The sequence below is a fragment of the Alteromonas sp. a30 genome, from assembly GCF_026788005.1.
Classification (GTDB): Bacteria; Pseudomonadota; Gammaproteobacteria; order Enterobacterales; family Alteromonadaceae; genus Paraneptunicella.
The window spans coordinates 86,277-99,225 of sequence record NZ_JABEPE010000012.1; the positions used below are offsets into that span (position 1 = coordinate 86,277).

Annotated in this window: 8 protein-coding genes; 3 read left to right on the top strand and 5 right to left on the bottom strand. The window is 43.7% G+C overall.

Features of this window, described 5'->3' with window-relative positions; genetic code table 11:
* Nucleotides 1–224: 224 nt before the first annotated feature.
* Nucleotides 225–1,967, top strand: coding sequence for a peroxidase family protein (locus HJG39_RS12825; protein ID WP_268409636.1), 1,743 nt, complete (start codon nt 225–227; stop codon nt 1,965–1,967).
* 576 nt (nt 1,968–2,543) lie between these two features.
* On the top strand, nt 2,544–4,361 hold the full coding sequence (locus HJG39_RS12830) for a peroxidase family protein (protein WP_268409637.1): 1,818 nt from the start codon (nt 2,544–2,546) through the stop codon (nt 4,359–4,361).
* A gap of 49 nt (nt 4,362–4,410) precedes the next feature.
* Here the strand turns inward: HJG39_RS12830 and HJG39_RS12835 are convergent, their stop codons facing one another.
* Complete coding sequence (locus tag HJG39_RS12835; protein WP_268409638.1) at nt 4,411–5,289, bottom strand: LysR family transcriptional regulator ArgP; 879 nt, start codon at nt 5,287–5,289, stop codon at nt 4,411–4,413.
* 154 nt (nt 5,290–5,443) lie between these two features.
* Here HJG39_RS12835 and HJG39_RS12840 point away from each other — a divergent pair, with 154 nt between their 5' ends.
* A complete protein-coding gene (locus HJG39_RS12840; RefSeq protein ID WP_268409639.1) occupies nt 5,444–6,058 on the top strand; it encodes a LysE/ArgO family amino acid transporter in 615 nt (204 codons plus the stop codon).
* Nucleotides 6,059–6,094: 36 nt separating this feature from the next.
* On the opposite strand, the gene HJG39_RS12845 is transcribed toward HJG39_RS12840, so the two are convergent.
* The 4 genes from HJG39_RS12845 to HJG39_RS12860 form a co-directional block, all read right to left on the bottom strand.
* Nucleotides 6,095–6,346, bottom strand: a complete 252-nt coding sequence (locus HJG39_RS12845) for a YfhL family 4Fe-4S dicluster ferredoxin (protein ID WP_268409678.1) — start codon at nt 6,344–6,346, stop codon at nt 6,095–6,097.
* An 11-nt stretch (nt 6,347–6,357) separates the two neighbouring features.
* Nucleotides 6,358–7,758: a prephenate-dependent tRNA uridine(34) hydroxylase TrhP gene (gene trhP, locus HJG39_RS12850; protein WP_268409640.1), complete on the bottom strand. Its 1,401-nt coding sequence runs from the start codon at nt 7,756–7,758 to the stop codon at nt 6,358–6,360.
* Nucleotides 7,759–7,939: 181 nt separating this feature from the next.
* Nucleotides 7,940–9,928, bottom strand: a complete 1,989-nt coding sequence (locus HJG39_RS12855; protein ID WP_268409641.1) for a phytase — start codon at nt 9,926–9,928, stop codon at nt 7,940–7,942.
* Between the two features lie 11 nt (nt 9,929–9,939).
* Nucleotides 9,940–12,738 carry a TonB-dependent receptor gene (locus HJG39_RS12860; protein ID WP_268409642.1) on the bottom strand — a complete coding sequence of 933 codons (2,799 nt, stop codon included), beginning with the start codon at nt 12,736–12,738 and terminating at the stop codon, nt 9,940–9,942.
* Nucleotides 12,739–12,949 lie beyond the last annotated feature (211 nt).

The window sequence follows — 12,949 nt, forward strand, 5'->3', positions numbered from 1 at the left end:
ACACCCAAATTAAGAGCAAATTTTGTCGCAACCTTTTTATGACTTTAATTTACCAATTCCCGAAATAACGTTACCAAATAGTTAACATAAACACTATTTCATATATAACCCAAGATTATATTTTATTCCCTCTGGTTATTTCCGAGAAAATCCCTGTTTATGACAACTTCAATCCCGGTAGCAATATTTACCAACGTCACAACAACCACTACCGGAGAATGACCATGAGGAAATCGGTAAAATTCAGTTTAACGTTAGTTGCAGCAGCCACATTGGCAGCTACGTATGCGAATGCAGCTAACTCCTTGGATACAGTAGTAAAACCAACAACTTCAACTACTTTGCAGGAAGCGTCTAAAGAAAGAAAAATCAACCGCGCGTCACCTGCTCGTAACATTGACCGTTCTAACGTTGTTACAACAAACGCAACTGACGCAGAACAAACAAGTATTAACTACCGTACTATCAACGGTAGTAACAACAACCTTTCTGATCCAGAAATGGGTGAGACTCACACTCACCTATCTCGTTTAAGCCGTGCGGCTTATGCTGACGGTATTTCTGAAGTAAATGGTGCAGATCGCCCTAACGTTCGTGAAATCAGTAATTTGATTTTCGGTCGCCAAAATGCAGACACACCAAACTTCAAAAATGCTTCTGACTTACTATGGCAATGGGGTCAGTTCATCGACCACGATTTCGGCCTAACAGAAGGTACACACCCTGAAGAACCAGCAGACATCATTATCCCAACGGGTGATAAATGGTTCGACCCTGATTCAACAGGTACAGCTACATTAGCGTTTAACCGCTCAATCTACGATGAGACTACTGGTACTACGCCTAACAATCCTCGTGAGCAAATTAACGAAATCACAACTTGGATCGACGGTTCAAACGTATATGGTTCTGATGCACAGCGTGAAGCTTTCATCCGTGCAAACGACGGCACTGGTATGTTGAAAGTGTCTGACCGTAACTTGCTACCATTCAACACTGCTGGCCTACCAAACGCAGGTGGCTCTGGTGCTGAGTTATTCTTAGCAGGTGACGTTCGTGCAAACGAGCAAATTGGTTTGACTGCAATGCACACCTTGTTTGTTCGTGAGCACAACCGTTTAGCAATCGCTATTAAATACCTAAACCCAAGTTTAAGTGGTGATGAGATTTACCAAAAAGTACGTAAGCTTGTTGGTGCAGAAATCCAAAAAATCACTTACGAAGAGTTCCTTCCTATTCTTTTAGGTGAGAACGCGCTTCCTGAATACACAGGTTACAATCCTGATATCCACGTTGCGATGTCTAACGAGTTCACAACGGCTGCTTTCCGTCTTGGTCACAGCTTATTGAACAAGAAGATTCTTCGTTTAGACAAAGATCTTAACGATGTAGGCAGCTTACGTTTAAGAAGAGCTTTCTTCCGTCCTGATCACATCATCAAAAAAGGTATCGACGTTGTATTACGTGGTCAAGCAATGCAAGTTGCTCAGGAAATCGATGCATTCGTTATTCCTGATGTTCGTAACTTCTTGTTCGGCCAACCTGGTGATGGCGGTTTCGACCTAGTAGCACTTAACCTACATCGTGGTCGTGACCACGGTCTACCAACTTACAACGATGTTCGTGAAGCAATTGGCCTACCGCGTATCACTGCGTTCAACCAAATTTCTTCTGTACAGAAAGTGAAGAACCGTTTGAAAGCAGCTTACCCAACAGTTGATGACATCGATTTATGGGTTGGTGGTTTAGCAGAAGATAACTTTGGTGATGCAATGGTTGGTGAAACATTCTTCAACATCATGGTTCAACAATTTAAAGATCTTCGTGATGGCGACCGTTTCTTCTACTTGAACGACCTAAGCGACGATGAGTTAGCACTTATTGCTGACACAACACTTGCGAAAGTTATCAAAAACAACACTAACGTTGGTGACGAGATTGGTCCAAGCGCTTTCATCGTAGAATAAGAAAGCTTAGTAATCTCTATAAAGGAAGTAAAAAGAGCATGTCTAACATGCTCTTTTTTATTGGGCAGGAATATTTTTAGCCATATTATCTATTTTTACGCCTTATTTTCAATCAATAGGAAAAACAAATCATGGTAATCGATAATTTACCAATTTACTTAAATACATATAACACTGCAATTTTCGCTATATACTAAAGTATGAAAAAGCACTAATACCTTCCTGAATAAAATGACCAAAAAACGTTAACGCACTAAGCATAGCCTCTACCTAAGACGCCCAATAACACAAAATAAGTTACTGTTTATTAAACTATTTATCACACAAACAACAAAATTATAACACTTCCTTAACAGTCAAAGTCACCGCCTATTCCAAACGTTAAACAATAAAATTAATTTACGTATCCTTACCTCCAATTTTAAAAATAAACATTGTGACATAAATATAAATAACTAAATGATATAAATTATACCTAATTTAATATTTGTTTAGACTAAAAATTTATGCAAATCTTTCTTCGAGGTATTTTTTTTACCTTTACAAACAACATTCCCCTGGATTTGGAGGTTTATCATGCGTAGAACTGTAAAATTTAGCTTAACGCTTATCGCAGCAGGTGTACTTTCTGCTGGCGCAATCGCTCAAAGCAATGAATTAGTAGTTAAAGAACAAGCATCACCTTCTTTAGAACAAGCGGCGAAGAAAAAAGAAAACCGTTCTTCACCTGCTCGTAACATCGACCGTACTAATGTAAGAAAGTCGAATATCTCAGCATTAGGCAGCACTGCTGTTGATGTTCGTAGCATCGACGGTTACAACAACAACTTAAATGTTCCTGAGCTTGGTGCAACACATACACATCTTGCTCGTTTCACACCAAATGATTACGCGGATGACATTGTAAAGCCAAGTGGTCAAAACCGTTACTCAGCACGTTTGGTGAGTACACTTGTGTTCTCTCAATCAAACAGCACGCCTAACTTCAAAAAAGCGTCTGATTTGTTCTGGCAGTGGGGTCAGTTCATCGACCACGACTTCGGTTTAACTGAAGGTACACATCCAGAAGAACATGACGACATCATTATCCCAACTGGCGACCCGTTCTTTGACCCGAACCAAACGGGCACACAGGTCATGTCTTTCAACCGTTCGATCTACGACGAGACTACAGGTACTTCACCTAATAACCCTCGTGAACAAATCAACGAGATCACACACTGGCTCGATGGTTCAAACGTTTACGGTTCTGACTATGAGCGTGCGAAAGCTCTTAGAACGGGCGATGGCACAGGTCGCTTGAAAGTATCTAAAGGCAACTTGTTACCATTCAACAAATACGGCCTTCCAAACGCAGGTGGCTCTGGTGATGACTTGTTCTTAGCGGGTGACGTTCGTGCAAACGAGCAAATTGGCTTAACAGCAATCCACACCTTATTTGTTCGTGAACATAACCGTATCGCAGACTGGGTACGCTCTCAAAACCCAAGCATGAGCGGTGAAGAGATTTACCAATACGCTCGCGCGGTTGTTGGTGGTCAGATTCAGAAAATCACTTACACTGAATTCTTACCGCTTCTTTTAGGTCCAGATGCGTTAGCGCCTTATTCTGGATACAACCCGAAAGCCGATCCTTCAATGTCTAACGAGTTCACCACTGCGGCATTCCGTCTTGGTCACAGCTTGTTAAACGAAAGATTGCTTCGTTTAGACGGCAACCTTAAGGAAATCCCTGCTGGTCACCTTAGAATTAGAGATGCGTTCTTCAACCCAAATCACATTCTTAACGAAGGCATCGATGTAGTATTACGTGGTCAAGCGATGCAACAAGCTCAAGAAATTGACGTTAAAGTGGTTGGTGAAGTTCAAAACTTCTTGTTCGGCAACCCTGGAAATGGCGGTTTCGACTTAGTGGCATTGAATATCCAACGTGGTCGTGACCATGGTTTACTATCGTACAACGAAATGCGTGCGAAGTTAGGTCTTAAGCCTTACGAGAAATACTCACAAATCACGTCTGACCCTAATTTACAAGAGCGTTTAGCAAAGGCTTCTCAAGGTAACATCAACGACCTAGACGTATGGGCCGGTGGTCTTGCAGAAGATAACTTCAAAGAAGCGATGGTTGGTGAGTTATTCTTCACTATCATGAAGCGTCAATTTGAAGCTTTACGCGATGCAGACCGCTTCTGGTACGAAAGCTCTAAGTACCTTACTGACGAGCAAAGAAAGCTAATTTGGTCTTCAAGCTTAGCTTCAATCCTTCGTGCCAATACAACTATTGGTCGTGAGATTGGTCTATCAGCAATGCAAGTTGGTGATGAATTACAGGAAGTGGTTATTGATGACCCAATCATCATTCAACCTCCTGTTGAGCCAATCATTGTAGAATAGTTTTTGTAAAGCTAATACTCATACAAAATGCACGCTTCGGCGTGCATTTTTATTTCTCTAACCCTTTTTGCATCAAAGTAATGAGCTTTTCAAACAGTTCCGTTCCTTGACGCCAATAATGCCAATACAACGGAATATTCAAACTAGGTGTATCGGCGATTTCGGTTAAACGGATGCACTTACCACTATCCACACTTCGTTGCGCTTGTTTGCTAGCTAAAATGCCGTACGCCATGCCCGCATTAATCATTTGTTCAATCCCGTCCGAGGAAGGGCAAACATGAAAAGGATAACGCGCTTTTATTGCTAAATCTTTCATCACAACATCGTGTAATTCGTCTTTATATCCATAAATTACCGCTGGCGCTTTTGCCACCGCTTCCGCTGTTAATCCTTGTGGAAAATAGCGTGCTGTAAACGATGGGCTGGCATACAAAGCGCACTCTAAATCCCCCACAAATGCACAACGCGCACCTTGCAATGGCTTCGGAGAAGTACATAAACAAGCGGAAACATCGCCTTTTTTCATGCGCTCCAACCCGTAATTTTGGTCTTCAATTACGATATCAAGCATCAAATTTTGCCGACCCAGATAATCGGCAACCGCCGGAAACCACCAGCAACTTAGGCTATCGGCATTCACCGCAAGTCGAATTCTCACGGCTTCGGCATCTGGCAAGGCAACGGTTGTGGATAGTTGCTCTTCTAACAATCGCACTTTAGACACATGATTTAACAACGCTTGCCCAACTTCCGTTGTTAACAATTCTGCACCTCGAATTAACACGGGCTTGCCCAAACGGCTTTCTAACAATTTGACTCGCTGAGAAACCGCTGATTGCGTGAGCCCCATGTAATCCGCAGCACGTTCAAACGAACCTTGTTCGACCACGTTGGTAAATGCTTCCAGCGTTTTGTAATCAAGCATCCGTTACCCCCTCGAGTGATATTAGATTTTTTAATATTACTTTAGTTTATTTAATTTTTATTATAAAGCGAAACACTCTAGTATGACAGCCAACAAACAACACGTGCATTCGCGAATTCGCACCACACAATGTCCACATTCAAGTGAGGTGTTTATGATTGAAATTTTTACTAAAGGGTTTTTAGTGTCTGGCGGGCTGATTATGGCTATTGGCACACAAAACGCTTTTGTGCTGAAACAGGGGCTATTAAAGCAACATATTGGTAGCGTTATTCTTATTTGCTTCTTATGCGACGTGCTATTGATTTCTTCTGGCGTGCTTGGCTTAGGATACCTTCTAGAAAAAGTGCCCTCTTTAAGTCAAATTCTAGCAGTGTTAGGAGCGGCTTTTTTATTGTGGTACGGCTTTAATGCTTTTAAGAGCGCTTGGCGGGGAACGAGTCATTTGGCACTTCATGAAAACAACACACAGAAAACACGCAACCAGCTTATCGCAATGACACTCGCTATTACCTTGCTTAATCCTCATGTGTATTTAGACACTTTAGTCATTGTTGGTGGTATTGGTGGCACGCTTTCACCTATCGAGAAGCCGTGGTTTCTTTTTGGAGCATTAGTTGCGTCGTCAGTTTGGTTTGTCAGCCTTGGTTACGGCTCACGAATGCTGACGCCACTTTTCGCTAAGCCGCGTACGTGGCAATGGTTAGATGCCGGCATTGGTATCATGATGTGGTGGATTGCACTGGAACTCATCAAATATTTTCTTTGATTCAAATATAATTCTTATACAATCTTGCGCCACTGCTTAGCTGGCGCTTGTCAATTCCACGTACTTTACCGCTAATTCATCGAGTGTTTCTCTATTGTTCGGATCGACTACAATACAACGAATGGGACACACACTGACGCAAGTTGGATTATCGTAATGCCCAATGCATTCCGTACAGCGGGTAGGATCGATTTCGAATATCTCTGCGCCCATAGAAATAGCCTGGTTAGGGCACTCGGGCTCGCACATATCGCAATTAATGCAGTTATCTTTAATTAACAGTGCCATCATTACACCTCTTAATTTACGGATTCTGTTTGAATCTGGCTTTCAACAAATTGGAAGGGGTTTCGCGTGTTCGTCCCTTCTTCTAAATTACGCAGCAGTAAGGCGAACTCCAGTTCGATGTCGGCAGGAACCGGAATACGTACTTGATGCCCTGAGCCCTTCGCATCATCAATATCATTGCCTTTGCTATCGATCATGTTTTCGAGCGCAAACTGTATGTTTCCCGAGGGCGTCATGAGTTCCATGGAGTGACCAATACAAAATTTGTTTTTTACATCCACAATCGCCATGCTGGTATCTTCACAACGTCCGAGAATTTCGCCAACAAATTGTTGTTTATCGCTTACCGAGTTGCCTGTTTCGTAATTCTGATATTCGTTGTGTGTATGACGGCGCAGGAAACCTTCCGTATAACCACGATGTGCTAAGGTTTCCAAGGTGTTCATTAACGTTGCATCGAACGGTTTACCCGCTACCGCATCATCAATGGCTTTACGATACACTTGCGCCGTGCGAGCACAGTAATAATGCGACTTCGTGCGGCCTTCAATTTTCAGTGAATGCACGCCCATTTGCGTTAAACGTGGCACATGCTGAACGGCACGTAAGTCTTTAGAGTTCATAATGTAAGTGCCATGTTCATCTTCAAAAGCAGGTATATACACGCCGGGTTTCTCTGCTTCTTCGAGCATAAATACTTGCTCGGTAGGTGTGCCTTCGCCTAATGTTGGGATCACTTTTTCAGGGCTCACCTTATGTACGATGTCGCCTGTTTCGGTTTCTTGCGCTGGCTTAACATCATAGCTCCAGCGACAAGCGTTGGTACATGTACCTTGGTTTGGATCGCGCTTATTCATGTAACCGGAAAGCAAACAACGCCCAGAGTAAGCCATGCACAATGCACCATGAACGAACACTTCTAATTCTGTATCGGGTGCCTTTTCGCGAATTTCTTGGATTTCTTCTAACGCCAATTCGCGCGACAAAATCACGCGCTCAACCCCCTGCTTTGCCCAGAACTGCACCGATGCGTAATTCACCGCATTTGCCTGTACCGACAAATGAATTGGCATGTGTGGAAAATGTTCTCGCACTAACATAATCAAGCCGGGGTCCGACATAATCAACGCATCCGGTCCCATATTAATAATGGGTTTGATGTCTTTTAGGTAGGTATCCACTTTTTTATTATGGGGTGCAATATTACTGACCACATAGAACTTCTTGCCTAACGCATGAGCTTCATCAATGCCAATTTTCAAATTTTCAGCACTGAACTCGTTATTACGTACACGAAGTGAATAGCGTGGCTGACCGGCATACACCGCATCGGCACCATATGCAAAGGCGTAACGCATATTGCGTAAGCTTCCGGCGGGAGACAGCAGTTCGGGTACAAATTGCGCGTTCATGAGATTCACCTAAAAAATACAAAAGCGCGCGATTCTAATCCGCACAATGCGAGGCTTCAATGTGAGGCTTTCGAGGAGTTGATCTAGATCAAATTTTTGAGATTGGGCTGCGATATTCCTGACATACAGCCCAATAATGACATGCTTTTTTAACTACTTTTTTAGCCGTTTTTTAAACAGCCTATTGTTTACTAATCACCTTCAGCACCGCAGAAAACGGCACTAGCTTGAAGTTTTGAGGCGCTTCTGGCATCACGTTTCGACCATCTTGAACAACTAATAACCCGCGCTCATAACCTGCGCCTAAATTAACACTGGTTACAGCTAAGCCATCCGTCTCTGATGCACCATCAATGCCCAAGGCTGCATTAGCTTGAACCTGAAACGAGCCTTTGTATGAATAAGGCGATACCGCACTGAAGATTGCATAAGAATCATTACCTTGGCTTGATACCACCAGCAAGGACTCTTCTTGGTTTTGGTAGATGTCGATACCTTCTACGTCATCTTGTAAGTTACCACCCACTTTAACGAGAGGCTTCAAAGTAGCAGGCATATCAGCATAAGCGCTAGTCACCCAAATGCCATGATCTTCTACTCCCACAAACAGTTCACCGTTTTCATCGTTTGCGGCACAACCTTCGGGTTGATCCTGTACACGGAATTCCCGCACCAGCTTGCCTTGTAATTCTGTACCGTTTTGCATCGCTTTCGATTGAATCAAATACTGCTGATAATGCCCATCTTTATCGTTAATGAATACGTAGTGGGTAGCATGATGCTTGTCGGTAAACATGCACAAACCGTAAACATCATTTAAAGAGGTCGCCACCTCACCCACTTCGGTCACAAACCCAGTGTTATCTATGCGGTATAGCACAATGCTAGAACGGTCGCGTTGGCTTGCCGCTGCAAGAGCAAACGTTTCATCACCGAATGTAAAACCCTGACGCAAATCCACATTATTGATGCGTCCTGAAGCAATAAACTGCCTTTGGTTGCCCGATAAATCGTAAACGCCTAAGCCGGATTTTTTATCGGTTCCCAGCACTAGGCTTTTTTCTGGCTTGGTTGGGTGCACCCAAATAGCAGGGTCATCTGCGGCATCCCCATAACGTGCAACAGGTTTGGTTTCGGCGCTGGGTTTCACACGAGAAAATTGGGTTCGGGCAACTTGCTTTTTGCTCAATGCTGTCGCTGCGTTTTTCTCTTTTTCTTTGTTAGATGCACTTCCTATTGCACTTCCCATTTCATTTGTCGCCGCATCAAAAGTGATTTCCCCAAGCGCCACATTGCTAGACCCGGATGAATCTTGGTTTTCCACCAGCAACTTAAGCCTACCCGCATCACTCCAATACCCTGCGATTCTATCTTTTTCTTGCGGCATGTTTTGCCACTGAATTTGCACACTGTTGTTTGCCTCTTTAGCCGAGCCTTTGGTCGAAGACGAGCGTTCAAACGAGAGTCGTGCTAGCTTTTGTTCGTCCGGCTGAGACACCAACAAGCTGCCATCCGATAGCAAGGTAATATCTTTAATATCCGACGTTAGTTGTCCGAAAGGCGCATGCATCTCAATAGCGGTCTTGCCTAATTCTGCCTCTGGATGCGCATCAAACTGCCAAATGCCGATGTTTTCTTCTGCGATATACAAACGCGCGTGAATGTCGTCCACCGCGCAGCCCGTTAAACCAAAAGAAGCCGGCAAGCTACGCACCTTAATATCCTTGGCTTGTTGTGTACTGGCATCAAATACTAAACGCTGTTCAGCAGGCTCTCTTGTTTTCAATATAAAAGCATATACATCGTTGCCAACCACATCTTGATGTAAGCACACACTTTCAATTGCATCGCTTTCTACATTGACAAAACCTAGCTTTTCTAGACGATTTTCGTGCCATTTAAACAACTCAATATGATTGTTTTGTGTTTGGCTAACAGCAATTAAGCTTGCACCATCGTTTATCGTTCGAACATCGAGAGCATCATAAGCGCCCTCTTGATGAAATACGGTATTTTTGTTTGCATCAAGAATCGATAATCCGCTGCCGGTGACTACCCACTCACCGCTGGCTAAGCGGCTGGCATCATCAAAAGCAAGTGATACCATGGGAACAGCGCTTATTAGCGCCGTCCAAGCCATTACCCAAAAGGTCGATTGTTTCTTATTCACACGTGCCTCCATTAAAACGCATTCCATGTCACGCCTAGCTCGTAGGTTGTGCCATAAGACTCGTATTGATAGTTATATTGGGTGTTGCCATGATAAAGGTACAGGGGCTCATCGTTTATGTTGATAGCATTGAAATAGATATTGAGGTTGTCGGACACAAAATATTTAGCGTTAAAATCCACCTGATTATGGGCGTCTTGATACACGCTGGCACCGCTATCTTCAAACTGATAGGTTTTGCTCTTATGGGTTAAGGTTAAACGCGTGCTTAGCTTTTGGGTTTCATAACCAAGCGCAATATTGCCAATGGAATCTGCCTGATTCGGCATGTCGGCATCGGCGTTGGTAAAGGTTGCATTGGTGGCAATCAACAGACCCGAATCAAAGCTTTTGGTCCACGCAAGTTCCACCCCTTTTATTTTCGCTGAACCACCATTTATTGGCTGAACGACTTCTTCAAACCCATCCCACTGACCATTGTCTTGAACTTCGGCTTGCACAATAAAGTTGTCGATGTCTTTATAGAAGAAACCCGCTGAAAGCACACCAATTTTGCCGGGATAATACTCAATAGAAACATCCAAATTGGTTGACTCGTAAGGGTCGAGATCAGGATTACCCACTTCGGCTTTACGCTCAGTAACCACAACACCATCGTCTTCCTCAGTTTCGGTTTCAATTAGCTGAAACGCGGCTGAATCGCCAAAAGAGGGTCTGGCAATGGTTTGCGTAAAGGCGAAACGTGCCAGTAGCTTTTCACTGAAGTCGTAACGAACATTTAAACTGGGCAGCAGATGGTCGTAGTCTTTGGAGACTTCCCAAGGCGTAACGGCGACTGTTTCACTATCGTTAACGTCATCAACAATGAGTTCTACACGACTACCTTGCGTTGAAAAATCCGTGGATTCGTAACGAAGTCCCGCCACAATGCTCCATTTGTCGACATCCAATGTCACCATGGCATAAGCCGCTGCAATATCTTCTTCACTGTTGTAGCTACCGCCACGGGTTTCAACAGTGGACTCGTTTTGATTCAGTTCTAACTGATTACGAGTGCTATTAAAGTAAGCACGTAAATTTTGACGACTCAATCCCGGACCAAAATTACCAAGCGAGTAGTCTGGAATGCGGGTTGCAACAAATTGTGAGGCGAATACCCCGTCAAATCCGCCATCGTAAATTGCCACGTTTTTGTCGTTCAGCTTTTCACGGTCGCGCCATTTAGCACCGAATTTCACTTCACCATTGTAGTTGTTCCACACAAAATCACGGCTTAAATCGAATTTAACGCTCAGTTCTTCGTCTTGTGAGAAGTTGTTCTCATGAACGATTTCATCTAATTCAAAATTACCTAGGTCATGAGCATCGTTCGATTGTGTTAACTCAGGCACAGCCCCTCGCGCCACGTAACCTAAATCGAAACCTTCTCCAGCAAAGCTCACATCAAAACGATTTGGTTCGGATTCTTCGGACTTCGAATACCCTAAGCTGTAATCAAGATGCCATTCATTTAAGCGGTTCTCACCGCCAGCCACAATCGATAATATCTTCTGTTCTTCGTAGCGATCTTTGGTGTCGCGATCCATTTCTGCGTCGGTGAAATTTGCTGCGGTATCGGTCCACGTTGCGGCATTCACTTGACCTTTATCGAACTTGTATTCGTTCCGCAAACGGAATTCATCGTCCGAGAACTTGCTGTATAAGGTGCGCAAATAATATTGGTCAGTAGCACTTGTGTGATAATCAAGGTTTAACGCCGCGCCTAATCGCTCACGGCTAATGCGGTAAAAACGCTGCTCGATTTCTTCCGCACCGAATTGCGCCACGTCTTCGCCAGTTGCCGCATCTTCAAATTCAATGTCGCCCCAGCCGCCATCGGTTTCCACATTTAATGAGCCAAAATCGCGTTCGAACCAGCTCACTGCCGCTGCTAAACCCAAACGCTTTTCACCTTCAAATTCGAAGATTTTGGTGTAGCTACCCGAAAGTTTAGGGCTGGTGTCTTCGGTTTGTTCTGAATAACTGCCTTGTGCGGTTAACGATAACGTATCGTAATCGCGGTCAAACGCACTTAGGCTCTTCACTTCAACCGAGCCACCTACTGCATCAGCGTCCATATCGGAAGTCACCGATTTAGTCACTTCCAAACCTTCAATTAACTCCGAAGGAATCACATCCAAAGCGACACTTCTAACGCCGCTTTCTGGTGCGGGTATATTTGCGCCATTGATAGTGAGATTATTTAAGTTAGGGTCGATACCACGAATACCAACAAAACGCCCTTCACCTTGGTCGCGTTGAATGAAAAGGCCGGGTAAACGCTGTAATGCTTCAGCAGCGTTTTGATCAGGAAACTGGCCGATAGAATCAGAAGACACAATCGACACCAAACGCTTTGCATTTTTCTGACGGTTCAATGCATTCGCCACACTGGAACGTTGGCCTTTCACCACCACTTCTTCTAACGCACTTTGCTGTGTTAACACAAAATCTTGCTTAAACACTTCACCGTTTTTAATCACAACGGGGTATTCCACTGAGTCAGCACCTAAATAACTGATTTTCAGTGTGTAGTTGCCATCTTGTAGACGACTAAAATAAAAGCTTCCATCACGCGCTGTAGTTTGCTTTAGCCCTAACTCTTTTATCTCGACTTGTGCGCCATTAAATAAATACTGCTGCTTATCAGTCACGCGACCTTGCAAATCGCCTTGTGCCAATGCATTGCCCGTTGTAGCCGCAAGCACAAGTAAACAAGCTGCACTAACTCGGCTTAACTGCGCTCCAAGCGAACGATGATGTGTGTTCATGTGTTGCCTCTGTTTTTAGTTCTTCAAATGAATTAGCGGTTTCGAGGCGGGCAATCTAGAAAAGTGGTATGACAAAAATATGACTAATTTGTGGCAAGCACTGTCACAAACCTTTTTGCCAGTTCAATAACATAACGCCATAACTAAAGATGAGCTGATTTGACATAGAATAGGCTTCTTAGTGTTGTCGCCAAGACACAAGTAACCTGCT

Bases quoted from the DNA above. Each gene is read 5' to 3' on its own strand.
- HJG39_RS12825 (WP_268409636.1), top strand. From the start codon at position 225: ATGAGGAAATCGGTAAAATTCAGTTTAACGTTAGTTGCAGCAGCCACA.
- HJG39_RS12830 (WP_268409637.1), top strand. From the start codon at position 2,544: ATGCGTAGAACTGTAAAATTTAGCTTAACGCTTATCGCAGCAGGTGTA.
- HJG39_RS12835 (WP_268409638.1), bottom strand. From the start codon at position 5,289: ATGCTTGATTACAAAACGCTGGAAGCATTTACCAACGTGGTCGAACAA.
- HJG39_RS12840 (WP_268409639.1), top strand. From the start codon at position 5,444: ATGATTGAAATTTTTACTAAAGGGTTTTTAGTGTCTGGCGGGCTGATT.
- HJG39_RS12845 (WP_268409678.1), bottom strand. From the start codon at position 6,346: ATGGCACTGTTAATTAAAGATAACTGCATTAATTGCGATATGTGCGAG.
- trhP (WP_268409640.1), bottom strand. From the start codon at position 7,758: ATGAACGCGCAATTTGTACCCGAACTGCTGTCTCCCGCCGGAAGCTTA.
- HJG39_RS12860 (WP_268409642.1), bottom strand. From the start codon at position 12,738: ATGAACACACATCATCGTTCGCTTGGAGCGCAGTTAAGCCGAGTTAGT.